The sequence below is a fragment of the Pedobacter lithocola genome, from assembly GCF_042650845.1.
Classification (GTDB): Bacteria; Bacteroidota; Bacteroidia; order Sphingobacteriales; family Sphingobacteriaceae; genus Pedobacter; species Pedobacter lithocola.
Genome location: NZ_JBHSBW010000016.1, coordinates 394,617 through 419,477, shown reverse-complemented (window position 1 = coordinate 419,477; position 24,861 = coordinate 394,617). Strand labels below are relative to the sequence as shown.

Here is a 24,861-nt window from a genome sequence, read left to right as displayed (position 1 = left end):
CTTCACTAGTAACTTTAGCAAATATAAAAATAAATTTAACAAGTGGTAAATAATTTAGCTTTATTTTTTTCTTATAGACTTACAGAATGCTTTTAGGAAATTAAATGCTAGCCAGTTTGATCTTTGACCAGTAAGTTGCTTTGATATTCCGCAGCTTTATCAGTCGTGAAGCTATCAAGGTAATTTTGTGTTGTTTTCAAATCTTTATGGCCAAGCTGCTTAGAAATAAAAGCCAGTGGAGCCTCATTATTCATCAAGTTTGTGCTATAACTGTGGCGCGCATAGTAAGTACTAATTTCCTCAGTAATACCAATCTTGACTGCAATTTTTTTAAGCCCTTGATTGATGGCTGATATTGCCGCAGCCGTTTTGCTTTTGATTTCTTTCTCTGTAGCATTTAAAGGTATGACGTTAAAGATATACCCGTTATTCAATTTGCGCGTTCCATGTCGTTCAATAATTGACAATAGATCTTCTGTTAGACTGATAGTTATTTTGTTTGTTCCACCAGTTTTATTCTCGGTTTTCTTACGAATAAAAGTAAAATGGTCTTTCTTCAAGTCCAACCATCTCAGCCTAAACATGTCAATACAGTTGATCCCACTTGCTAAATAGCTGAAAATAAACATATCCTTAGCAAAAAACTCAGTTTGGTTCTGCGGTTCGTAATTGTAAATGCTCATTATCTCTGGCATTGATAGCGCCCTTTTATTGTTAACGCCTTGAGGAATTTTATACCCAGCTTTATTATCAGCTTTATGGAAAGGATATGCTGCAGCGCTCAATTCTTTACGACTGATCACTTCATTAAAAATAGCTCTTACCCTGATTAAGTACATGCCCAAAGTTGTGCGAGAATACTTAAGTTCTGTTGTCGTCTCTTTAGAGCCTTTAGACTTTTTTTGATAAGTAACCTTCAATGCCCATTTTTCAAAATCAGTAAGCCACTTGGGAGTAACGGTAGATATAATTAAGCTGGTGATTTTACCAGACTTTTCTGTCCTGTTTCTGTTGATATACTCGGTAAGCATTGCAGCTGCCTGATTGTATAGGTTCCTGCTACCATACTTTTCATCTTTTTCAAAATCACTAGCTTTATCATTAAGGAGGAAAATCAAATCGCTTCGGTCCCCCTTTTGCGAGAACCTGGTATTGAAGGTATGAAAATCAAAAGGTTCTAAACTATCAATGATGCCGTTAGCTTTTAGAAGCAATGCATCAAGTTTTCTTTTATCTTCTTTTTGCTCGTCCTTGAGATTTTTACCAGCCATAAGCTTGATAAATTCAGCCTCGGTAAGAGACAAAGAAGTTCCTAATCGTTGAAAGGCCTTAACGTGGGCAACTCGTATTTTAACCGGGAATGTTCCGTCCTGCTTTTTGCTTCGCTTATCTAAGATTATTCTTGCTGTAGCCATACACAAAGATAAGCGTTAGATCGGCATTTGCCCACTACTTGCCCACCTTTTTGTTTTACTCTGTAATATTGTGTAATTAATTTCAATGATAAAACCCATTAAATGAGATTTTTAAGGGATTTTGTTTCTATCAGTATTAGCTTGTAATAAGAGTGTTTATCACTACTGATGACATAATTTATTGTTTTTAAATGTGATACAAAGTTACGCCATAGCTTTGTGAAACCCAAATAAATGACAGCGCAAGCTGGTTTGTGAATTGTAAAATAGCTGATAAATTAACAACATTTGGGTGTAATATCTTCCTTTATATTTTTAGAAAAGCAATACCGTGCTGCTTATGTTATTCCAGTCCTGCTGTCCCAACAAGCACCAATAGGAAAGATTGGTGGCTTTTCGTACCATCAGGTTTAAATAATGCAGAATTGTATTTTTATGCCAATCCTTACACTAAAATAAAAAGTTGATTTCCAGTTATTTATTTCCTAAATTGTTATAACCAAATAAACAAAATATGAAATCAGTTAAACACCTGCTGGATACCAAACAAGTCCGCATAATTTCCGTAAATAAAAATATCTCTGTTTTAGATGCATTAAAAGTTATGACTGATAAGAACATTAGTGCTGTTCTTGTTATGGATGATGAAAAACTTTCGGGCATTTTTACAGAACGGGATTATGCTCGAAAAATCATTCTTCAAGGTAAATCATCTAAAGATACACTGATAGAAGAAGTAATGACACCAAATCTCATTTCAATTACGCTAAGCGATACCATAGATAAATGCATGGAAATAATGACTGAAAAGCACATCCGCCATTTACCAATTGTTGAAAATGAAGAAGTAAAAGGAATGATTTCGATTGGCGATTTAGTAAAATATATTATTGCAGACCAGAAACAAACGATTTCTCAATTGGAAAGCTATATTAGTGGGTAATTTTGGGTTTAGGGTTTAGGGTTTAGGGTTTAGGGAAAACACATCACATGCAATAATGCTTCGAAAAATTGCAAAATATCTGTCTAATCCCTTAATCTGTGGAGTCAAGCCGAAGGAAAAGTCAATAAATCTTTCAGTTCTATTTCCAACGCCACTCCCCAGCAATCATTAATGGTTCTTTTAAATTTTGAGCTTCAAGAAAGGTTTTTAATTCCTCCTCACTTTGAACGCCAACCGGTATTTTGGGTGTATTAGCCAAGGCATAAGTTAACATTGCGCTATATCGAACTGTATTTTTTAAACCTTGCTCATCAACTAATTTAAAACTGTCGCCATCTGAGTGGTAAAACGGACCAGAATTGTTTGGCAATTTACCACCTGCTCCACCACCTGTAGGTATTCCGGCTAGCATAAAGGGTTGATGATCGCTATGTAAACCTGCACCTGCATTAAATATATTTTTAAATCCGGTATCAATTTTAACAATATCTGCGCCCCATGCCGTAAATAGCTCTTTCATTTCGGCTCTGGAAGTTGAAAATCCCTTTGGGTCGTTAGTCATGTCGTAGTTCAACATAAATTTAACCTGACCAATATTTCCGGCTTTCTTTGCTTGTTCTACATATGCTTTAGAACCTAACAAACCTTGCTCCTCACCCATAAACAAAACAAACTCGACTGTTCGCTTAGTTTTTAAATTTAGTTTTTTGAATGTACGGGCCATATCCATAATTGCAAAAGAACCAATGCCGTTATCTATTGCGCCAGTAGCTAAATCCCAGCTATCTAAATGCCCACCAACAACAATTTTATCGTTTGGTAATTCTGCTCCTTTGAAAGTAGCAATTACGTTTCTAGCTTTAATTAAACCCGAAAAATTAGTCATGTTGATGTGCGCTAATTGGTTTTGTGTCTTTAGCTTTTCTTTTAATGCCATCCCATCTTCTAAACCAATGCAAACTGCGGGAATAGGTATTAACTTACCAGTAACCGAAGCCGTACCAGTTAACAAAACACCATCTCTTACTGTATTGATTATAATTACACCAGTAGCACCATATTTTGTTGCAATAGCTGTTTTTTCTGAACGATGTAGCGATTTTGTTCCGGCAGGCGAGCCTGGTAAAACACCTAAATAAATTAATGCGATTTTTCCCTTGAACTTATCAGGATTTGATTGGTAATCTGCCTCTAAACCATTCCCAGCATCTACAATATCACCAGTTATATCTGATTGCACAGGTGAGTGTGCCAAAGTAACAGCTTTGACTTTAGCGAGTGTACTTTTATCTGCACCGATTTCTACATTAATGGTTTTTCTAGCCCAACTTTCCACTTCAAAAGGCTGAAATTTAACATCGCAACCATACGATTTTAATAAATCATAAGCATACTGTTCTGCCTTTGCCCCATTTGCCGAACCTGTTAAACGGTGGCCGATGGTTTCAGTTTCATATTTAAGTGTTTCGTAAGCTTTAGAATTTTGTTGTACATCGGTATTGATTTTATTAAAAACATCGCCGAAGTTATCTTGAGCTTGAACAAAAAAAGATGTGCAAAGTAATGCAGATGCGAAAAAGTATTTCATGAATAGAAGTTTGGTTGCTGATTTATGCGATGAAAATACAAAATATTACACGAGAGTAAGTGCTGTAACGTATATTTTGCTTTGGCATTTTGCAACCGTTAAAAAAATTGAAGGAAAGATTGGTCTAAACCTGACTGAAGTGAACACGAAATGAAATGGAGTACAACGTAAAGCAGGACGAACGATAAAATGAAACACAGGTTTTGCTTTTCAGAAAAACAACTTAGAAAAATCAGTGGCCTGACACAAATTATATTGCCTTATGAACTTTCTTCTTTGGAAAAATTAATGATGCAACCACACTAATTACCAAAATGCTTAAAATAACGATTAAAGAATGCTCTGTTGTAAAACCCCATTTCTCTAGGTAGGTATGGGCAAGCATTTTAATACCGATAAAGGTTAATAGAAAGGCCAAACCGGTTTTTAGGTAATGAAATTTATGGATGATATTTACCAGTAAGAAAAACATAGAGCGCAAGCCCATTATTGCAAATATGTTCGAGAAAAATACGATATATGGGTCTTTAGTTACTGCAAAAATAGCCGGGATAGAATCTACAGCAAATAACAAATCTGTAAATTCTACAATTAATAAAACAATGAATAGCGGCGTAACCATTCGCTTCGCATTAATTTTTACGAAAAAGTTTTTACCCTCGTATTTTGGATGAATAGCGAAAATTTTAGATGCCCATTTAACCACGGGATGGTTTTCCGGGTCGATTTTATCATCCTCATCTTTACTTAAAAACATTTTTACACCAGTAAAAACAAGGAATGCACCGAATACATACAAAATCCAGGCAAATTTGGTTATTAGCGCTGCTCCAACAAAAATGAAGATGAAACGCATAATAATTGCACCTAAAATACCCCAAAACAATACTCTATGATAGTATTTCTCTTCTACAGCAAAGGCAGAAAATATCAATACAATAACGAAAATATTATCAACCGATAAAGCATATTCTATAACATAACCGGTTAAAAATTCTAAACCTAGGTTTTGCTTGTAAATGGATAAACTTTGTTCAAAGCTGCTGGGAATTAGGCTTATGTGATGCTGGTGTTTTACAACAATTTCTTTGAGGTGTGCGAAATCTTTAATACCATGCAATAAATGACCTTCGGTAATTAAAATAAAATAGAAGCCGATAGCAAAGCCAACCATTATCAAGCTCATTACACCAGCTTGTTTTAAACTAACAACATGCTCTTTTTTGCTAAAAAGACCTAAATCTAAGGCCAGAATTAGCACAATAAATAAAAGAAAACCTATGCTGAAAAGTAACTCGTTGCTCATTATTTTTTACGTTCGGTGGTGTATAAAACAAGTTGTTCTAAACCTGTTCTTGCTTCGCCTGCTTCAAATTGGTGTAAAATATCAAATGCTTCCTTCTGGTATTCCTGCATTTTTTGATTTGCATAAAAAACACCTTCCTTTGCGTTAACAAAATCTATAATTTGCTGAATTTTTGCAGGTTCATCCTGATGGTTTTTAACCAAGTTGATGATCCTTTTTCGTTCAGATTTTTCTGCCTTATTCAGCGCATAAATTAATGGTAGCGTTACCTTTTTTTCTTTAATATCGATACCCAAGGGTTTCCCAACATCATCTGTTCCAAAATCAAACGTATCATCTTTTATCTGAAAAGCAATACCAACCTTTTCGCCAAAAAGGCGCATTTTTTCAATTGTTGCATCATCAGCACCTGCTGATGCAGCACCCGCAGCACAACAAGAAGCAATTAAGGAAGCCGTTTTCTGGCGGATAACATCGAAGTACAAATCTTCAGAAATATCCATCTTTCGAACCTTTTCTATTTGCAATAATTCGCCTTCGCTCATTTGCTTTACTGCTTCAGACACAATCTGTAACAAACGATGTTCATTATTGTTTACCGATAACAATAAACCTTTTGCAAGTAAATAATCGCCTACCAAAACGGCTATTTTATTTTTCCATAAAGCATTGATAGAAAAAAAACCGCGGCGTTCGTAAGCATTATCCACTACATCATCATGCACTAGAGTTGCCGTGTGTAAAAGTTCTACCAAGGCAGCACCACGATGTGTAGATTCGGTAATTCCACCGCAAAGTTTAGCAGCAAAAAACACGAACATAGGTCGCATTTGCTTTCCTTTTTGCTTTACAATATAATGCGTAATCCTATCTAGCAATGGTGCATCGCTGTGCATAGAATCTTTAAAGGTTTTTTCAAACGCTTTAATGTCTGCTGCTATAGGTTTTTTTATCTGTTCGATTCCCGGCATTAAGTCGAAAAATTTTGATTGCAAACTTAGGTTAATTTCCTATAAAAGTTTACATTTAATAAAAACATTGCATTGAAAAAACGCTATAAAATTCTGCTTGGCTTATCTGTTATAATAATCGGAACCTATTTTGCTGGTCCGAAGCCAAAAAAGCCTGTTTATAATGAAGAGCCTATCAAAGTGCCGGATATTAAAGAACTTGATGGTTATGTTAAAACAATAGAAAGTAAATTTGATTTAAAACTAGGTAACGCATCAGAAATTGTATGGGCAGATTCAGGTCATAGCCAAACCGAATACGCCGTGGTTTATTTACATGGTTTTTCTGCTTCAAAAATGGAAGGAAACCCGGTTCATATTAATTTAGCCAGAAAGTTAAAGGCAAATTTATATCTGCCACGCCTTGCCGACCATGGTATTGATACCATTGCACCAATGCATTATTTTACAGCCGAACGGCTTTGGGAAACCAGTAAAGAAGCACTTGCTATTGGAAAGAAACTAGGTAAAAAAGTGATATTAGTTGGCACATCTACAGGTGGAACGGTTGCTTTGAAACTTGCTTCTGTTTATCCGGAAATCAATAGCCTGATTCTGTTATCACCTAATGTTGCCATAAATGATAAAAATGCTTGGCTATTAAATGACCCATGGGGATTGCAAATTGCCAGAAAAGTTGTTGGTGGCGACGAACGAAGGGTTTTGGATGCCAGAAGTGACGAATACAAGAAATATTGGTACACCAATTACAGGCTAGAATCTTTAGTGCAATTGCAAGAATTTATTGAAAGCACCATGACAAAAACTGTATTTGAAAAAGTAAAGCAACCTGTTTTAATGCTCTATTATTATAAAAATGAATTAGAACAAGACCCCGTGGTGCGTGTAGGTGCTATGCTGAAAATGTTTAGTGAACTCGGAACCGACCCAGAGTTGAAGAAAAAAATTGCGCTACCAAATGCGGGAAACCATGTTTTAGGTTCTTACATTACATCTAAAGATTTACCAAGCGTAGAAAAAGCAATTGAAAGTTTTATGGGAAATACACTTAAAATACCGATGAAATAACTTTATCATGCTTTCATCTAAATTAAAATTATTATTAATTGAAATCTCATGGCTATTATTGGCTGCTGTTATTACACTTCTATTATGCACTTTAATATTTGGGCTACAAATTTTTCAGAACAGTATTGATATCAACCTACACGATACCTATTTTGTGACCCAATCTTCGCCCATAATATTCATTTTTTTTATAGTAATCAGTTTCACCATTTATCTGATTAAAGAAGGTAAACATTCATATCGACGAAAATTTCAAAATCTCATTACGTTATTTTTAGGATTTATTTTGTTGATGTGCCTTTCACACTTGATTAATATAGTTGCCACATTTGCATCATTTGAAAAATTTTCCCAAGCTTCATCTGGCGAATCTTTAGATAATGGATGGACCGTTCACCCACCTTTAGAAGCAAAAAATAGCAAGTCGGTCGGAAAATTTGAACCTTTTAAAATACTTTCAATTCTAATAATTTTGACTCAATTAATTGCTGCTTCATTAATGATTAGATTGGGATATAAATGGGGGCAGGCAAAATTATTTTAATTTAATCCCTTTCATGAAATATTTCCTTCTGCTTAATATTTCCGCTTTTTACAGCAAACTTTAGCAAAAGAAACACAGGTTTATCTCACTGTTGGCACAGAGGGATAACGAATGAAAATGATGCTAAAAAACTTGCTGAGATTCTACAAAATCGCCTAAATCTTAACATTAATTTCAACCCAATGCCCAGAGAAAATCATTTAAGAATTTTACACAACGGACTGTATAAAGGTTTTGTTCTTTTTATCCTTAGAAAAAATAATGCTTGGTTTTATTTCTAGCCAACTATATTTTTCACAATTATTTCTGCATGAACACGCGAATTTTCGATGAAAAGTTTATGTGTATCTAAGCCGCCACAAACAACACCAGCTAAATACAAACCTTTCACATTGGTCTCCATAGTTTCTTCGTTATAAACCGGACACAAACTTTCGGGCAATTCGATACCAAATTTTCGCAACATAGAAAAATCTGGCTGATAACCAGTCATTGCGATTACAAAATCGTTAGGAATAGTGATTAAACCTTCAGGCGTTTTTACATCAACTTCGTTTGCTCTGATTTCAACCAATTCTGAATCAAAAAATGCTTTAACATCTCCTTCTTTGATTCGATTCTGGATGTCAGGACGAACCCAATATTTAACATGTGGACCAAGTTCTCCACTTCTGATAATCATGGTAACATTTGCACCTTTTCGGTAAGTTTCTAAGGCAGCATCAACTCCAGAATTGTTTGCTCCAACCACCACAACATTTTGAAAAGCATATAAATGAGGGTCTTTATAATAATGGGTAACTTTTGGCAAATCCTCACCAGGAACGTTCATTAATAATGGCACATCATAAAAACCTGTGGCTACAATGACATTTTTGGCTGTATAATTTGTTTTAGATGTACTAATTTCGAAAGCATTTTGCTTGTTTTTTATTACTTGTTTAACGCTTTCAAAAAGATGTATGTTTAAAGCAAATGTCTCTGCAACACGGCGATAATATTCTACTGCTTCATTTCTGTTAGGCTTAGGATTAATGGTTACGAAAGGCACTCCACCTATTTCTAGCTTTTGTGAAGTAGAAAAGAATTTCATAAACACCGGGTAATTAAAAAGGCTGTTTACCAAAACACCCTTCTCTATAATTACGTAGCTCAGGTTCGCTTTTTTGGCTTCGATGGCGCAAGCCATACCGATTGGACCAGCACCAATAATTAATACATCGTAATGATTTTGATTTTCTGACATTTATAAATATTTACCAACTTGGACATGTAAAATCATCTAAGTTTTTGTATAAAAATCTTTATTCTAATTATAATTAACAGCCTCGTTATGGAGTGGCAAGAGCAATCCTTCTATGTAGGTTGATAAGATTTTGCAACTACATTAAGATTGCATAATGCCATGAAATAACGAGAACCTATACTTTCATTGCTTTAGTAGGACAGGCAAAATCGGTGGTTTTTAAACCAGTATTTTTAATTGCCGCATAACCACCTGCAACATCAATTACATGCTCTACTCCTCTTGCTTTCAAAATTGAAGCGGCAATCATCGAGCGATAACCACCTGCGCAATGGATATAATATGTTTTCTCAGGATGAATTTCACTCGTCCAGTCATTAATAAAATCCAACGGGCGACTTAAGGTAAAATCCAAATGTTCAGATTCATACTCTCCAGGTTTGCGAACATCCAATGCAATAATATCACTTTCATTTGCAGCCTTCTCAAAAGCATCGGCAGAAACGGATTCTATAGTATCTACTTCCTTTTCTGCTTTAATCCAGTTTTCAAAACCGCCATCGAGGTATCCAATTGTACTGTCGTAACCCACGCGGGTTAATCTGGTAATCGTTTCTTGTTCCTTACCTTCGTCGGTTATTAGCAGAATTGGTTGTTTTAAATCGGTTATTAAAGCGCCAACCCAAGGTGCAAATTGTCCGTTTAAGCCAATGTTTATAGCGTTTGGAATAAAGCCTTTTGCAAAAACCTGAGGATCTCTCGTATCCAGCATAACGGCACCAGTTTGATTTGCCATATCTTCAAATTCTTGAGCAGATAAGGCAATCATACCCTTTTCAAAAACATCATCAATACTTTCTACACCACCTTTATTAATGGCCGCATTTTTAGCAAAATATTGTGGTGGAGGCAAAATCCCATCCGTAACTTCAGCTATAAACTGTTCTTTAGATTGCGCCTTTAAGGCATAATTTACTTGTTTTTGATGCCCTAAAGTATCAAAAGTTTCCTTGCTCATACTTTTTCCGCATGCAGAGCCTGCACCATGAGCAGGATAAACAATCACATCATCAGCCAAAGGTTTAATCTTTTCGTTTAACGAATCGTAAAGCATTCCTGCTAAATCCTCCATGGTAAGTTGCCCTTTTTGTGCTAAATCCGGGCGACCAACATCTCCAATAAAAAGGGTATCACCACTAAAAATACAGTGATCTTTACCGTTCTCATCAGTTAACAAATAGGTAGTTGATTCTAAGGTATGGCCGGGAGTATGTAATGCGGTTATGGTTAACGCACCAATTTCAAATTGTTCGCCATCTTTGGCAATGTGCGATTTGAATTCTGTTTTAGCTGTAGGACCATAAATGATTTCAGCACCAGATTTTTCGGCTAAATCTACATGACCTGATACAAAATCTGCATGAAAATGTGTTTCGAAAATATACTTAATGGTAGCACCTGCCTTTTCAGCCTTTTTTAAATACGTTGAAACCTCTCTTAGCGGATCTATAATTGCAGCCTCGCCATTACTTTCAATGTAATATGCGGCTTCAGCCAAGCAACCGGTGTATATCTGTTCTATTTTCATTATATAAGATTTAAGTATTGAGATATGAGATTAGAGATTAAAACCTTACGCCCTAAAACTATATTCCATTAACCTTTATTAGCAAAAATAAGGCTAATTACTTAGAACACGAATCGCATACATCATAATTGCACAAGTTTTACTTTTACAGATGTGCGGGAAATTCCAGATTAAGCTGTTTCGTTTGTCAATTCACCACGGATAGATTCTTCCATCAAAACCCGACTTTCGGTTATCGGTAAACCTAAACCCATAACAAACATTAATTTAGTTACGGTGGCTTCGAAAGTAAGGTCGAAACCACTTAAAATACCCATTTTTTGTAATTCGCGACTTGTTTCATAACGACCTAACTGAACGGAACCCTTTTTGCATTGAGAAATATCGATAATGATTTTACCATTTAAAATTGCTTGCCGTAAACTATCTAAAAACCATTGAGCCGTTGTGGTATTGCCCGAGCCAAATGTTTCTAAAATTATGGCATCAACTTTCGAATCTGTTATGGCTTGAACGGCTTGAATTGTAATGCCGGGATAAAGTTTTAAAACCCCGATGTTGGAGTTAAAATTTGTTCTTAAAATCAAGGCTTCATCGGGAGCCGGTAAAATGTAATTTTTATAAAATTGAAGATGTACGCCAGCCTCAGCCAATATTGGATAATTTGGTGAACGGAAAGCTTCAAACTTTTCGCTGTTATATTTTATAGATCGATTTCCACGAAACAATTGTGAATCGAAATATATACAAACCTCTGGCACTAAAGCTTTACCATCTTCTTTTGTAGCAGCAATTTCTAAAGCTGTAATCAGATTTTCCTTTGCATCTGTTCTGATTTCGCCAATTGGCAATTGCGAACCCGTTAAAACAACAGGTTTACTCAAATTCTCTAACATAAAACTTAATGCCGATGCAGTAAATGCCATCGTATCAGAACCATGGAGAATTACAAAACCATCATACAAATCATAATTTTTATAAACCAGTTCTGCCAATGTTTTCCAAATCTCAGGATCCATGTTCGAAGAATCTAAAACCGGATTAAAAGAATGAACATCTAAATGATAATTTAAACGATTTAATTCAGGTACATTTTCTTTAATCTGCTCAAAATTAAAAGGAACCAGCATCCCGTTTTCGGGGTCGTTTATCATCCCGATGGTGCCACCGGTGTAAATTATTAAAATATTATTCATTTGGTTTGGTAAAGTTGCTCATCGCAAAAGAACGTAAAAAGATTCTATTTTGAAGCTTGTTTTATCACGAAATAAAAAGGGTTAATAATTGGAAAAACTTAAACACCAAAAATTTTCTTCGAGTTTTCGGTAGTTACCTTCGCAACATCTTCAACAGAAACATCGTAAATATCTGCTAACTTTTGGACAATATAAATCAAATAACTGCTTTCATTGGGTTTGCCTCTAAATGGAACTGGGGCTAAGTATGGTGAATCCGTTTCCAAAACCAGATTAGATAAAGGGATTTGTGCTAAAACTGCATCTAATCCTGCTTTTTTGTAGGTAACCACACCACCAATTCCTAAGTAGAAATTTAAAGCAATAGCCTGTTTGGCTTGCGCTTCATTTCCGGTAAAACAATGAAAAATGCCTCTCAATTTATCATCCTTTTCACTTTCCAAAATTTCAAAAACTTCGTCGAATGCTTCACGGCAATGAATTACAATCGGCAGATTTAAAGCTTTAGCCCAATTAATTTGTTTACGAAAGGCATCCTGCTGAAAAGCTAAAGTGGTTTTATCCCAATATAAATCAATGCCAATCTCTCCTATCGCATAAACTTTTCTATCAGCAATACTTTTGTGAATGATATCCAGTTGATGCTGATAATCCTCTTTAACATCACAGGGATGCAAACCAGCCATAGCAAAACAATTTTCAGGATATTTTGCTACTAAATTATCTATCATAGCGATAGAAGCCACATCTACATTTGGTAAAAACAATCGATTAACATCATTTTCGAAGCAACGCTGAATCAATTGTTCTTGTTTTTCAGCATCCTGTTCGTAATATATGTGGGTGTGGGTATCGGTAAGAATCATTTGGTAAAGATAGATAAGAAAGGCTAAAGCAAAAAGCATGAAAACACAAAGCCCCGAAACTTAGCGTTTCAGGGCTTTACATCTATTAAATATTTTAACTTATTGAGCCGGAGTTGGCATCATTGGTTGAGCTGCAACAGGTGCTGCACTTCCTTTTTTAATTGATTTGATTTCGATATCGAAAACCAATGGAGTGAAAGGGTTTATTGGACCACCACCGTTTTCGCCGTAACCTAATTTAGATGGGATAATGATTTTAACTTTACCACCAACACCAATTAATTGAACACCTTCGATAAAACCTGGGGCCAATTGATTTAACACTAAAGGACGAGCTGTATATTGAGCCATTGGAGAATGAATACCTGCTTCTTTAGCAATTTTTTCGTTTGATGTATCGAAAACATTGATTTTGCCATCACCTTTTTTATTGGTAAACTGACCAGTGTAATCAACCATAACGGTATCAGTTAAAGCCGCTCTTTCTGCATTACCCGGTTTTTCAATAATGTATTGCAAACCTGATGCTGTAGATTTAACCTCTAATTTATTATCATCGATATATTTTTTAATTTTAGAAGCTTCGTTTGCTTTGTTTTTAGCAATTAAACCTTTGTATTCCGATTCAAAAAATTCTCTTTTCTTTTTCTCGAAAGTAGAATCCGCTTCGTTAGCAGTTTTATGTAAAACTTTTTCAATTTTAACCGTAAAAGTTGCATAATTAGTTTTTAAACCTGCAGGTTTTGGTTGGCCTGAGTATTTAGCCATCGAATCTAAATTCAACTTGAATGAAGCGCTATCGCCTTCACCTAACATTTTCAAAGCAGAAACTAAATCGCCTTTAAACATCGATTTGCTAATTGGGAAAAAAGCAGGACGTTCGTTATCGTAAGTATTCACCAATGTAGAATCGGCGTTGGTGTTGCTTTCAACGGTTTGAATACCGTTTAATTTAACAAAATCACCTTCTTTGATTTTTTCTTTACCTTCATCTTTAAGGATTTTGTATTGCAAATCTCCTTCACCTTTTTTGTAATTGTTACAAGCAGCTAAACCTAACGTTGCTGCGAATAGAATAATTATTCCTTTTTTCATTATTTATTTATTGATTTTTATCGGTTATGAAGCTTGCTTTGCAGGTTTCATTATTTATTTATGCAATTAATTGATTTTTATATTCTGGTAATATTGATTTAAACTCACCTATAACTTCTGTTAATGATTTATCTGATGCGCCACCAGCTGCGTTTCGATGTCCACCACCACTAAAATATTTCTTACAAATTTCATTTGCAGGGAAATCACCTGTAGAACGTAAAGAAAGTTTAACCTTATCTGTTCTTTCGATAATTAAAGCCGCTAAACGAATACCATTTATGGATAAGGCATAATTTACAACACCTTCTGTATCGCCAGTCGTACTGTTGTATTTTGCAAGTTCATCCTTAGTAACTGTAATAACTGCGGTATTAAACTCGTGCAAAACTTCAAGTTTATTTGATAAACAATAGCCTAGAAAGCGTAAACGGTCTTCACTTGCATTATCGTAAACCAACTGATGGATTTTCCAATGTTCTGCACCCAAATCGATTAAATTTGCTGCAATACGATAAACATTTGATGTGGCTAAAGGAAAACGGAAAGATGCAGAATCTGTCATAATCCCTGTGTATAAACAGGTTGCAACATCTTTATTTATGCCCTTTTCATCTTCTAACTGGTTTACAATAAAATCGTAAACTAATTGAGCTGCAGCACATGCATTAATATCCCAATGGCGGTAATCATTAAAATCTTCTGGCTCCAAATGGTGGTCTATCATTACCTTTTTTGCACTTGCCGCTCTAACCAATTCGCCCAACTCATTAATGCGACTTAACGTATTAAAATCGCAACAGAAAATCAGAGCTGCTTCTTCAACCAACTTAGCTGCTTTTTCTTTTTCATCGGTAAAGATTACAACATCACTATTGTTAGGCATCCAATGTAAAAAAATAGGATAATCGGTAGGTGTAACCACAGTTACGTGATGACCTTTTTGAATTAAGTATCCATATAAGCCCAATGATGAGCCCATTGCATCTCCATCAGGTTTATGATGTGTAGTAATTACAATTTTTTGTGGCGTAGCCAATAAGGACTTTAATTCTGTTAATGTAAGCATAATTTTTGCGATGCAAAGCTAAGTAATTTTACCTTTAGTTGTTCTTATTTAATGCTTTAATCGTTGATCTCGATATCACATCTATTTTAAAATAAAAAAGGTTAGCCTGTTTACAGACTAACCTAATTCCTTGTTGCATTACGAGTTATTAGAATTTATAAGATAAAGTAGTAACAAACTGGCGTGGTGGAATTGGATTTACGCTATAATTCTCATGAACAAAATAATTTAATTCGTTTGTTATGTTTGATAATTTAGCCAATAAAGACAATTTCTTCCAAGTATAACCTGCTGAAAAATCAACAGTAGTAAATGCGGTTAATGGAATAATACCTGTTGATGAATTGTTTTTAGTTGTGTTTCTTCCACCGTTTCTATCACCTGTGTAAAATACAGAAGTACCTAATTTTAATCCTTTAATGCTACCATCCTGGAAAGTGTAAAATAAAGTTCCATTTGCTGTATTTTTGGTAGTTCCTACAACACGCTCACCTTCTACAATACCAGTTACAGCCAAAGTAGATGTGTAACGCATATAATTATAGCTATAACCTGCAAGAAAATTTAAGCCACGCACAATCACACCAGATAAATCGATTTCTAAACCATCACTAGCGGTTGCACCCGAAAATTCACGCTTTGTTGGGTCGGCAAGTGCGGTTTGCGCAAATTTGTCGTTCTTAATTTTATACACAGTTAGGTTTGCAGTAAGTTTCCCTTTTAGGAAATCATTTTTAATTCCTGCTTCATATTGGTCGATAATTGAAGGACCCATCGGACCATTTGTTGCAATGTCTATCCCTGTATTTGAGGTAAAGTTATTTGAATAACTAGCATAAATTGAGGTTGTTGTAAGCGGTTGATAGATTAAGCCAAATTTTGGTGAGAATGCTTTATCTATTTTGTCGGCAGCCGTACCTTTGGCATCCAAACCACTGGCAACATTATTTATAGTTGTTGTCGGCGTTTTCTGGAACGACCAACGCACACCAGCCAAAACCTTAAATTGTTCGGTTAAAGAAATTAAATCTTGCACAAAACCGCCCATTCTAAACACCGTGGCATTTGTATTGGTAAGCAAAGTAGTATTTGGCATATTAAAATTACTAGGCTTATTGAATGAAGATGGGTCTAACAAGTTTACACTATCATAATATGTAGGTGCTGTGGTTGGTAAAACATTTGTTGATGCAAATCCACCAGTTTTAGTTTTAGCTTGATCAGCATCTGCACCAATCAATAATGTATGTTTAATGCCTACCGTATTAAAATTACCTGTTAAATTAATTTGCTGATTAAAAGTAAACTCTTCGATATCAGAACGTGTTAAGGCTCTATTCCATATACCGGCTGCATTGGCTGCAGGTCGCTCGGCTGAAAAATAATCTCTGTTGTAAGACTGTACCGCAGCAATTACATTTAATTTCCAATCTTCATTAAACTTGTGGTTTAAAACGGCTTGTGCTGTTGCTGTATTGGTTTTATTATATGCCCAATCGGTATCTACAAAAACATTTCTACCAAGTGGAGACAGTTTATTACCGACAGTGCCGATACCAAAATCAGGGGTAAAATCGCTTTTTAAATAATCTCCCTGAACAATGATTTCTGTATTATCATTCATTTTATAAAGTAAAGATGGATTTACGTAAAATCTTTTCGATTCAACATTATCTCTGTAACTTCCAGCTGATTCGTAAGTGCCAATCACTCTAAAAGCAATTTTCTTAGAAATTGGACCATAAAAATCTACAATAGGCTTATACAAATCGTAACTGCCAACACGCATAGAAACTTCGCCACCATACTCAAATTTTGGTTTTTTGGTAACCATATTCACAACTGCACCGCCACTAACACCACCATATAATAATGCAGCGCTACCTTTTAAAACTTCAACCGATTCTAAAGTACTGGCTTCAGGACTTCCACCAATAGTTGTTCTTGCACCGTTTTTGAACACGTTGTTGGCACCAAGACTGTAACCTCTTGCAAAGAAATTTTCTCCAACCGAACCTCTATTGGCTCCTAATGCAACACCATTAATGTTTTTCATTACATCCCCCAAAGTATTTGCTTGTTGATCTCTGATAACTTGGGCACCTACGATTTGAACGGATTGAGGCAAATCTTTAGGTGCAATTGCAATCTTGCCTAAATTAATCGGCTTTTTATTTGGTGTTTTGTAACCATTAATTGCAACTTCATCCAATTGTGACGCCGATTCGGCAATGGAAAATTCTGTAGTTGTTGTTTCGCCTGCTTTAACTGATATTTCTTTTTGTTGAGCTTTAACACCCACCGCTGAGATTTTAATCACATAATCTCCAGCCAAAACATTTTTTATCACAAAAGTTCCTGATTCATCTGTTTGAGTCGTTTTGGTGGTATTCTTTAATCCAACACTAACAAATGCTGCAGGTTTACCATCGCTGGTTTTAACCTGACCACTAATTACACCAGTTTTATTCTGGGCGACTGCATTTATGCCGAAGAGCATAAAAATTGCTATGAAATTTAAAACGAAAGTAAAGTTTTTATACATGATTATTTGGATTGATTCTAAACAGCCGCAAAGATAGTGTGAGAAGTTAAAAACGCAAATTTATTTAGAATTAATTTAAATAAAAATTGCAAACGCAGCCTAATTAGCCGAAAGCCACTTTTTAAAATGGTTCAGAGGTTTCATAATACATTTTAAGTAGGTGCTTTATCTACCCCGATGACAAGGAATTAAAAGGAATGGTTTCCAGTTATACTTCTTAAGAGAAATTAAACATTCCACTGCAACCTGGAGATGGGGATAGCATGGGCGATAACTACCTATTTATAATATGAAAAGCAAAGGCATGCTTTAATCAAAAGGTTTATAGAGTGGGATAATCTAAGATTTAATAAACATTTCGCTTTAGCCAATTAAAACGTACTTTTGCAAAAATTAATTGATATTAAAGCACAATGAGCACTAACAGAACTTTTACCATGATTAAGCCAGATGCAGTAGCTAACGGCCACATCGGATCTATCTTAAACGACATTACAAATGCAGGTTTTAAAATCGTAGCATTAAAATATACTAAGCTAACGGATGAAACTGCTGGTGAATTTTACGCAGTTCATGCAGAACGCCCTTTTTATAAAGATTTAGTTAGCTTCATGTCGTCAGGACCAATTGTAGCAGCTATCTTAGAAAAAGATAATGCAATTGAAGATTTCAGAAAATTAATTGGCGCAACTAACCCTGCTGAAGCGGCAGAAGGAACAATCCGCCAGAAATATGCTAAATCTATCGATGCGAATGCAGTTCATGGTTCAGATTCTGATGAAAATGCAGAAATCGAAGGAAACTTTTTCTTCAAAGCTGACGAACGTTTCTAAGTTCGCTTAAAAAATTTCTAATAAAACCCCGAAAATTCGGGGTTTTATTGTTTAAAAGAGTTTGTATCTTTCGCTCCATTTATTCAATTATAAAACCTTAAAAGGTTAAGAACATCAAAATTACACCAATGAAAAAAATTTTCTTCGCGATATTAATTTCCAGTATCGCCATTTCATCTTCTGCACAAACCAAAAAGCCAATTGCTAAAAAACCAATAGCTACGGCTAAACCAGCAATTGCCCCGCTGGCTTTAAAAACTGCGCTAGATTCAGCCAGTTACGCGTTTGGCACATCCATAGGTTCGAGTTTAAAAACAACTGGTTTATCAACTATGAATTATGATGTTTTGCTTAAAGGCTTAAAAGATGCTTTTACCGGCAATAAATTACTGTTAAGCCAAGCGCAGGCTCAAGAATGTATTAGTGCAATTATGGCTAGTGCCAATAAAGGAAAATTTGCAGCACAAATTAATGAAAGCAAAACTTTTTTAGAGCAAAATAAAACACGAGCAGGTGTTAAAACTACCGCAAGCGGATTACAATATGAAGTTTTAACCGCGGGAACAGGTGCAAAACCGACTTCGGCTACTGATTCTGTATTGGTGCATTACAAAGGTAGCTTATTAAACGGAAAGCAATTTGATAGCTCTTACGACCGCGGCGAACCGATTACGTTTATGCTAAACCAAGTAATTAAAGGCTGGACAGAAGGGGTTCAATTAATGACGGCAGGTTCGAAGTATAAATTCTTTGTTCCTTACAATTTAGGTTATGGAGAACGTGGTTACGGACCAGACATTCCTCCTTACAGCACATTAATATTTGAAATTGAATTGTTAAAAGTTAACGGGAAATAGCAATCTGTTAAAACATTATTTCGGTTTCTGATGTTAGGTAAAACAAAAATTAACATCATGAAAAGAACATTCCCTTTAGTACTAATTGCATTTTTATGCAGCACCCTTAGCAGTTGCGAACTTATAGGTGGTATATTTAAAGCTGGCGTTTGGTCGGGCGTAATTGTAGTTGTTATTGTTGTAGCCCTGCTAATTTGGATACTTGCGAAAGTATTTGGTGGCGGTAGTAAAGGATAACTGATATAGATATTTAAAAAAAGGTTGAGGACAAAATCTTCAACCTTTACCTAAAGAAAAACCAATTCGGTAATTACCTGACTGCCTGCATGAGCATTTAGTTTTTGTATTATCCCGTCTCTTACCATTACCAATTCATTTTTTATTACTGATGATTCTATCCGGATGAACAACTTTTTATCGTGGATATAAATCTGTTTAGTTCTGTTGGCAATAGCAGTTCCCATTATTTCTGGCCAAATAGCTAGTATCGATGTTTCGTCAAATTTGCGGCGCAAACGATACACATCAAGCATTTTGGTTATGGCATCTTTTAAAGTTACATCGTTGGGTTTACGCATTTCGAATTTGTCCGTTAGTTACTTCAAATAAAGTTACATCAACTTCTATCTTTTTAAAAATAGATTTTACCCTTTCTATTCCAGTGTCGGTAATAAAGATTTGTCCGAAATCGTGATGAGAAACCATTTGCATCAATTTTTGCACCCGATTATCATCCAATTTATCAAAAATATCATCTAATAAAAGTAATGGCTTAAAACCTTTTATTTTAGCTAGATAGGCGTATTGAGCAAGCTTAAGTGCAATTAAAAAAGATTTCTGCTGACCTTGAGAACCAAATTTCTTGAGCGGCATTTCTGTTATTACAAAAGCAAGTTCATCTTTATGAATGCCAGTTGTAGTGCGCTCTAAAACTCTATCCTTCTCTACGGATTTTACAAGCAAATCTTCGAAAGAAGTTTCGCTTAATTGCGATTGATAATTTAGTGCTACAGTTTCATTATTATCAGTGATGTAACTGTAATAATGATTAAAGAGCGGAATAAATTCATCCATAAATGCTTTACGAATGGCAAATATTTTGTTGCCAGCATGAATTAGTTGTTCATCCAATATTTGAAGCAAAGTTGCATCGTAGCGTTTCGTTATTGCAATTTGTTTAAGGAAAGCGTTTCTATTGGCAAGAATACGGTTATAGGTAATTAGTTGGTCGAGATAATGAGCATCGGTTTGAGAAATCACATTATCAATAAATTTACGGCGCTCCTCACTACCTTCCATAATTAGATTTACATCATAAGGTGAAACCATAACTACAGGAAATAAACCAATATGATCAGCAAGTTTGTCGTACTCTTTTTTATTTCTTTTAAACTGCTTTTTCTGATTTCGTTTTACACCACAGCTAATTTTTTCATTCTTTAAATTCCGGTCAAAATCACCTTGAATCATAAAAACATCTTCACCAGTTTTTATTTGCTGGCCATCAATCGGATTAAAATAACTTTTACACAAGCACAAATAGTGAATGGCATCGAGCATATTGGTTTTTCCCGAACCATTATTACCAGTAAAAACGTTTACGGTTTCAGAAAAGCTGATGCCGGCATCGCTGTAGTTTTTAAAATTAAGAAGGGTAATGTTTTTTAACCACATAAATATGGTGCAATTTACCGATTTTTTAGCCTTCAAATGTTCAATGTTAAAAATAAAGCTTACATTCATCGCAAGGAACAATATTATTATGGTTGCACAAAAAATGTTAGAAGGAAATGTTCTTTGGTCTTACGACTATGAACTTACTGAAGGAAGAAATTCTGGCTGGGTAGAAAAATTCGCAGGTATGTTTTCATTTTTAAAACCGCTGCACAACCACGAAGGGAATATTTTATTAGCTTCTAATGGCATATACATTACTGGCGATGAGCAATTAGAACTTCCTTTATCGCATATAGAAGAAGTGTATATGGGTTTTGATGATTTATTTCCGGCCTCATCCGTTAAAAATTTCGGTACATTTTGGCAACCTATTCGAATAAAATCAATCATCAGCAATTCTGAAAGTCAAACCATTTATTTGGTAATTAATTACACAGGTATTTTTAGTGATAACAAAACCTGGTTTAATACCTTAATAAGCTTACTTCGATAAGTTTGGTACTACATACTTATTATCGATTCCTAAATAACTATAGTTTAATTAAATACTAAAAATAAAGGTTGATAGTTTGATTGAAAAACGTATTTTTGCAATCTTAAATTTTTTAAACAAACATGTCTACAACAGATACTCAGACAACACAACCTATTAGAAAAGGTTCTTTTTTACAGGAAAATAGCAAAAGCTTGTTATTTATTGCAGGTGCAGTAATTGTTTTAATTGGTGTGTACTTCTGGTACCAGAACGTTTACTTAAAGGATCGTGCTCAGGAAGCTGCAAGCAAAATGTTTAAAGCAGAGCAACTAATTGGTGTAGATTCTTTATCTAATAGAGCGATTAAAGGCGAAGGTGGCTACCCAGGTTTAGAACAAATTGCTAAAGATTACGATAATACAAAATCGGCTAACTTGGCTAATTTATATTTAGGTGGTATTTATTTACGCAAAGGCGAATACAAACAAGCAATTGATGCGTTAAGCAAATATAGCGCTACTGGTAGTCCGGTTGCTGATCCTTTAGCTTTAGGTTTGTTAGGTGATGCCTACAGTGAATTGAAAGATTACAAACAAGCTTCTACTTATTACAAAAAAGCCGCAGATAAATCAAGCAAATTTACATCGCCTATGTTTTTAAAGAAATTAGGTTTAGTAAACGAAAATTTGAAAGATTTTAAAGGTGCTGTTGATGCTTATACTAAAATTAAAACGCAATATCCAGAAAGCCAGGAGGCACAATTGGTTGATGCTTATATTGCAAGAGCACAAGAACAAGTTAAGTAATTTTGAAATACATAATATTAAAAAAGACTATCGAAAGATGGTCTTTTTTTGTTTCTATCCAAACGTATTTATCTGTTTTAAAGAAATGGAGATAACGCAATTGTGAATAGCTGAATATTATCGTCTATTTATTAAAGGCAGTCATCGTATGAGCAGGCCCAACAGTTACATAACTTTTGATAAGTTCTACACTTTTATCGATTAATGCAGGAAGTTCTAATTGTTCCGTTTTATCAAATAATCCGAGCACAAAATCAACCTGCCGACCTTTAGGATAATCGCTGCCTATACCAAATCGCAATCGGGCGTAATTTTGTCCGCCACAAACTTCTTCAATACTTTTTAAACCATTGTGCCCGGCGCTGCTTCCTTGTAACTTTAATCGCAGCTTTCCTAAGGGAAGCGCCAAATCATCTACAATTACCACAACATTTTCTGGAGCAATTTTAAGTTCTTTCATCCAGTAATTAACTGCCTTACCGCTTAAATTCATAAAAGTTGTAGGTTTAATCACATGAAGCTTTCTGCCTTTAAAAGTCACTTCAGAATAATAAGCCAAACGAATGTTTTCAAAACTTCCATCTAAACTTTTCACCAATTCATCGGCAATATCAAAACCAATGTTATGACGGGTGTGTGCATATTCTGGTCCAATATTTCCTAAGCCAACGATAAGATATTTCATGCGGCAAAGGTAAAAGCTTAAAGCTGAAAGACAAAAGATAAATGAGGAAAGATCGAGGGTGAGGCTAAGTTTGAGGATGAGATTGATGATAAGACTGAGGGTGGAAGATTAGGCCTGAGATTCTTATATGCCGCATATACGAGCTCATCTTGAAAATCCTTAAATCCTAAAAATCCTGGTATAAAAAAAAGCGGTGCAAATATTTGCACCACTTAATCCTATAATTAGTTGTAAATCCTAATTATTTTTTACCTTTTGCAGCTTCAGTTTCTGCTTGTTTTAATGCTCTAGACATACCTACTGATACGATTGTATCCTCAGGAGTGTTAGTAATTGCATATTGGTCTGCTTTAATATCACGAACGCGAACTAAACCACCAACTTCTAATTTGTCGATGCTTACTTCAACCGATTGAGGCATATCAGCAGGCAATGATTTAACACGAAGCTTACGTAATTTTTGAACCATTTTACCACCCATTTTAACACCTGGAGAAGTTCCTGTTAATTTAACAGGGATTTCCATAACGATTTCTTTATCATCAAATAATTGAAGAAAATCGATGTGCATTAAAATATCAGTTAATGGATGGAATTGTGTGTCTTTAACGATTGCTTTAGTTTTTGTACCGTTAACATCTATCTCTACGAAGTTTGCTTCAGCAGTATAAATTACATCTTTTAAATCGGCAATAACTACAGCTAAATGATGTTGTTCTTTGCCACCGTACAATACCGCTGGAACTTTACCTTCGTAACGAAGTTCCTTGGCATCGCGTTTCCCTACGTTCTCTCTTGGAGAACCGCTAATTGCGATTGTTTTCATTTTTATATTTATTTATTAGTATTTAGTATTTAGTATCGAGTATAAAGACCTTAAGCCTTAAACCATCTACCTTACACCTCAAATTTACTTATTAATAACCAGTGTTGAGTATAAAGACCTTAAGCCTTTAAACATAAACCTTTCATCCTAAACTTTAAACAGGTCGCTGATTGAACCATGTTCATTTACGTTTGCTATCGCTCTTGCAAATAAACTTGCTGTACTCAGCTGCCTAATTTTCGGACTTTCCATTTTTAAAGGAATAGTATCCGTAACAATCAATTCTGATAAAACAGAATTTTCTACCGTTTCTATTGCTTTACCCGATAAAACTGCATGCGTACAAACCGCTCTAACACTTGCTGCACCATTCTCCATAATCAAAGCCGCAGCTTTAGATAAGGTTCCTGCTGTATCACATATATCATCAATCAATACAACATCTTGACCGGTAACATCACCAATAATCGACATTGATTCGATTTCATTAGCACGTTTACGACGCTTATCGCATATAATAACTTCTGCATTAAAAAATTTAGCAAAGGTTCGAGCCCTGTAAGAACCACCCATATCTGGTGATGCTATTGTTAAATTTTGTAAGCCTAAGCTTTTAATGTAAGGAACAAATATAACCGAGCCATCTAAGTGATCTACCGGGATATCAAAAAATCCTTGTATTTGTGCTGCATGCAAATCCATCGTCATAATGCGGTGGATGCCTGCAGATTTTAATAAATTAGCAACCAATTTAGCACCTATTGCAACACGAGGTTTATCCTTTCTATCTTGACGGGCTAAACCATAATAAGGAACTACTGCGGTAATATAATGTGCCGATGCTCTTTTAGCGGCATCAACCATTAGCAAAAGTTCCATTAAATTATCGCTGGGCTGATAAGTAGATTGGATTAAGAAAACATCGCAACCACGAATAGATTCATCAAATGAGGGCTGAAACTCACCATCACTAAATTTGTGAATGGTTACATCACCTAAAGCCTTGCCGTAACTTTCGGCAATTTTAAGTGATAATCCTCTGGAACCTGTTCCAGAAAATAGCTTTACTTGATTAAACTGCAATGGCATGATCCGTGTGTAGTTTACTGTAAAAAAAAATCGGATCATGCATTTTGAAATACACGATCCGATGCTAAATTTTGTTGTCCGACCTGGATTCGAACCAAGACAAACAGTACCAAAAACTGTCGTACTACCCTTATACTATCGGACAAACTACTTATCGAGGATATATCCCCGAA

25 protein-coding genes are annotated in these 24,861 nt (G+C 35.2%); 9 read left to right on the top strand and 16 right to left on the bottom strand.

Translation table 11 applies throughout. The annotated features are described in order from the left end of the window. Positions 1-107 precede the first annotated feature (107 nt). A complete protein-coding gene (locus ACFOWA_RS19895; RefSeq protein ID WP_378988696.1) occupies positions 108-1,415 on the bottom strand; it encodes a tyrosine-type recombinase/integrase in 1,308 nt (435 codons plus the stop codon). 514 nt (positions 1,416-1,929) lie between these two features. Here ACFOWA_RS19895 and ACFOWA_RS19890 point away from each other — a divergent pair. After that, a complete protein-coding gene (locus ACFOWA_RS19890; RefSeq protein WP_378988694.1) occupies positions 1,930-2,358 on the top strand; it encodes a CBS domain-containing protein in 429 nt (142 codons plus the stop codon). 139 nt (positions 2,359-2,497) lie between these two features. On the opposite strand, the gene ACFOWA_RS19885 is transcribed toward ACFOWA_RS19890, so the two are convergent. Next, complete coding sequence (locus tag ACFOWA_RS19885) at positions 2,498-3,946, bottom strand: M20/M25/M40 family metallo-hydrolase (RefSeq protein WP_378988692.1); 1,449 nt, start codon at positions 3,944-3,946, stop codon at positions 2,498-2,500. On the opposite strand from ACFOWA_RS19885, the gene ACFOWA_RS19880 reads away from it, so the two are divergent. Next, the gene (locus ACFOWA_RS19880) at positions 3,945-4,100 is read left to right on the top strand and encodes a hypothetical protein (protein ID WP_378988690.1); all 156 of its coding nucleotides are present in this window, start codon (positions 3,945-3,947) and stop codon (positions 4,098-4,100) included. The genes ACFOWA_RS19885 and ACFOWA_RS19880 overlap by 2 nt on opposite strands. A gap of 96 nt (positions 4,101-4,196) precedes the next feature. On the opposite strand, the gene ACFOWA_RS19875 is transcribed toward ACFOWA_RS19880, so the two are convergent. Together ACFOWA_RS19875 and ACFOWA_RS19870 are read right to left on the bottom strand one after the other, a co-directional pair. Beyond that, positions 4,197-5,252 carry a TerC family protein gene (locus ACFOWA_RS19875; protein ID WP_378988688.1) on the bottom strand — a complete coding sequence of 352 codons (1,056 nt, stop codon included), beginning with the start codon at positions 5,250-5,252 and terminating at the stop codon, positions 4,197-4,199. After that, positions 5,252-6,223, bottom strand: coding sequence for a polyprenyl synthetase family protein (locus ACFOWA_RS19870; RefSeq protein WP_378988686.1), 972 nt, complete (start codon positions 6,221-6,223; stop codon positions 5,252-5,254). Before ACFOWA_RS19870 ends, ACFOWA_RS19875 begins: the two co-directional genes overlap by 1 nt. 72 nt (positions 6,224-6,295) lie before the next feature. On the opposite strand from ACFOWA_RS19870, the gene ACFOWA_RS19865 reads away from it, so the two are divergent. Together ACFOWA_RS19865 and ACFOWA_RS19860 are read left to right on the top strand one after the other, a co-directional pair. Further along, positions 6,296-7,291, top strand: a complete 996-nt coding sequence (locus ACFOWA_RS19865) for an alpha/beta hydrolase (protein ID WP_378988684.1) — start codon at positions 6,296-6,298, stop codon at positions 7,289-7,291. A gap of 7 nt (positions 7,292-7,298) precedes the next feature. Next, positions 7,299-7,835 carry a hypothetical protein gene (locus ACFOWA_RS19860; protein ID WP_378988682.1) on the top strand — a complete coding sequence of 179 codons (537 nt, stop codon included), beginning with the start codon at positions 7,299-7,301 and terminating at the stop codon, positions 7,833-7,835. 277 nt (positions 7,836-8,112) lie between these two features. Here ACFOWA_RS19860 and ACFOWA_RS19855 read toward each other — a convergent pair whose 3' ends face one another. The 7 genes from ACFOWA_RS19855 to ACFOWA_RS19825 all read right to left on the bottom strand — a co-directional run bounded on the left by ACFOWA_RS19855 (position 8,113) and on the right by ACFOWA_RS19825 (position 17,440). Further along, on the bottom strand, positions 8,113-9,081 hold the full coding sequence (locus tag ACFOWA_RS19855; protein ID WP_378988680.1) for a YpdA family putative bacillithiol disulfide reductase: 969 nt from the start codon (positions 9,079-9,081) through the stop codon (positions 8,113-8,115). Between the two features lie 175 nt (positions 9,082-9,256). Then, complete coding sequence (locus ACFOWA_RS19850; RefSeq protein ID WP_378988678.1) at positions 9,257-10,669, bottom strand: MBL fold metallo-hydrolase; 1,413 nt, start codon at positions 10,667-10,669, stop codon at positions 9,257-9,259. A 170-nt stretch (positions 10,670-10,839) separates the two neighbouring features. Further along, positions 10,840-11,865 (bottom strand): asparaginase, encoded by a 1,026-nt coding sequence (locus tag ACFOWA_RS19845; RefSeq protein WP_378988676.1) that lies wholly within the window; start codon positions 11,863-11,865, stop codon positions 10,840-10,842. Positions 11,866-11,963: 98 nt separating this feature from the next. Then, positions 11,964-12,731, bottom strand: a complete 768-nt coding sequence (locus ACFOWA_RS19840) for a TatD family hydrolase (protein WP_378988674.1) — start codon at positions 12,729-12,731, stop codon at positions 11,964-11,966. A gap of 99 nt (positions 12,732-12,830) precedes the next feature. Then, entirely contained in the window at positions 12,831-13,826 is a 996-nt protein-coding gene (locus ACFOWA_RS19835; RefSeq protein WP_378988672.1) for an FKBP-type peptidyl-prolyl cis-trans isomerase, read from the bottom strand. 58 nt (positions 13,827-13,884) lie between these two features. Then, the gene (locus ACFOWA_RS19830) at positions 13,885-14,895 is read right to left on the bottom strand and encodes a DHH family phosphoesterase (RefSeq protein WP_378988670.1); all 1,011 of its coding nucleotides are present in this window, start codon (positions 14,893-14,895) and stop codon (positions 13,885-13,887) included. Between the two features lie 148 nt (positions 14,896-15,043). After that, positions 15,044-17,440, bottom strand: a complete 2,397-nt coding sequence (locus ACFOWA_RS19825; RefSeq protein WP_378988668.1) for a TonB-dependent siderophore receptor — start codon at positions 17,438-17,440, stop codon at positions 15,044-15,046. A 413-nt stretch (positions 17,441-17,853) separates the two neighbouring features. On the opposite strand from ACFOWA_RS19825, the gene ACFOWA_RS19820 reads away from it, so the two are divergent. The 3 genes from ACFOWA_RS19820 to ACFOWA_RS19810 all read left to right on the top strand — a co-directional run bounded on the left by ACFOWA_RS19820 (position 17,854) and on the right by ACFOWA_RS19810 (position 19,367). Further along, positions 17,854-18,273 (top strand): nucleoside-diphosphate kinase, encoded by a 420-nt coding sequence (locus ACFOWA_RS19820; RefSeq protein ID WP_378988666.1) that lies wholly within the window; start codon positions 17,854-17,856, stop codon positions 18,271-18,273. 128 nt (positions 18,274-18,401) lie between these two features. Further along, entirely contained in the window at positions 18,402-19,130 is a 729-nt protein-coding gene (locus tag ACFOWA_RS19815) for an FKBP-type peptidyl-prolyl cis-trans isomerase (protein ID WP_378988664.1), read from the top strand. A 57-nt stretch (positions 19,131-19,187) separates the two neighbouring features. Then, the gene (locus ACFOWA_RS19810; RefSeq protein WP_208646881.1) at positions 19,188-19,367 is read left to right on the top strand and encodes a hypothetical protein; all 180 of its coding nucleotides are present in this window, start codon (positions 19,188-19,190) and stop codon (positions 19,365-19,367) included. 50 nt (positions 19,368-19,417) lie between these two features. Here ACFOWA_RS19810 and ACFOWA_RS19805 read toward each other — a convergent pair whose 3' ends face one another. Continuing rightward, positions 19,418-19,708: a DUF721 domain-containing protein gene (locus ACFOWA_RS19805; RefSeq protein ID WP_378988662.1), complete on the bottom strand. Its 291-nt coding sequence runs from the start codon at positions 19,706-19,708 to the stop codon at positions 19,418-19,420. Beyond that, on the bottom strand, positions 19,701-20,804 hold the full coding sequence (gene recF, locus ACFOWA_RS19800; RefSeq protein WP_378988935.1) for a DNA replication/repair protein RecF: 1,104 nt from the start codon (positions 20,802-20,804) through the stop codon (positions 19,701-19,703). The genes ACFOWA_RS19805 and recF overlap by 8 nt, the downstream gene beginning before the upstream one ends. Positions 20,805-20,847: 43 nt before the next feature. On the opposite strand from recF, the gene ACFOWA_RS19795 reads away from it, so the two are divergent. Continuing rightward, positions 20,848-21,300, top strand: a complete 453-nt coding sequence (locus ACFOWA_RS19795) for a hypothetical protein (protein WP_378988660.1) — start codon at positions 20,848-20,850, stop codon at positions 21,298-21,300. Positions 21,301-21,422: 122 nt separating this feature from the next. Beyond that, a complete protein-coding gene (locus ACFOWA_RS19790; RefSeq protein ID WP_378988658.1) occupies positions 21,423-22,088 on the top strand; it encodes a tetratricopeptide repeat protein in 666 nt (221 codons plus the stop codon). A 124-nt stretch (positions 22,089-22,212) separates the two neighbouring features. On the opposite strand, the gene pth is transcribed toward ACFOWA_RS19790, so the two are convergent. From pth to ACFOWA_RS19775, 3 genes are all read right to left on the bottom strand, one after another. Beyond that, the gene (gene pth / locus ACFOWA_RS19785) at positions 22,213-22,773 is read right to left on the bottom strand and encodes an aminoacyl-tRNA hydrolase (protein WP_378988657.1); all 561 of its coding nucleotides are present in this window, start codon (positions 22,771-22,773) and stop codon (positions 22,213-22,215) included. A gap of 241 nt (positions 22,774-23,014) precedes the next feature. Next, positions 23,015-23,599, bottom strand: a complete 585-nt coding sequence (locus ACFOWA_RS19780; protein WP_378988655.1) for a 50S ribosomal protein L25/general stress protein Ctc — start codon at positions 23,597-23,599, stop codon at positions 23,015-23,017. A 147-nt stretch (positions 23,600-23,746) separates the two neighbouring features. Further along, a complete protein-coding gene (locus tag ACFOWA_RS19775) occupies positions 23,747-24,688 on the bottom strand; it encodes a ribose-phosphate pyrophosphokinase (protein ID WP_123207246.1) in 942 nt (313 codons plus the stop codon). Between the last annotated feature and the right edge of the window lie 173 nt (positions 24,689-24,861).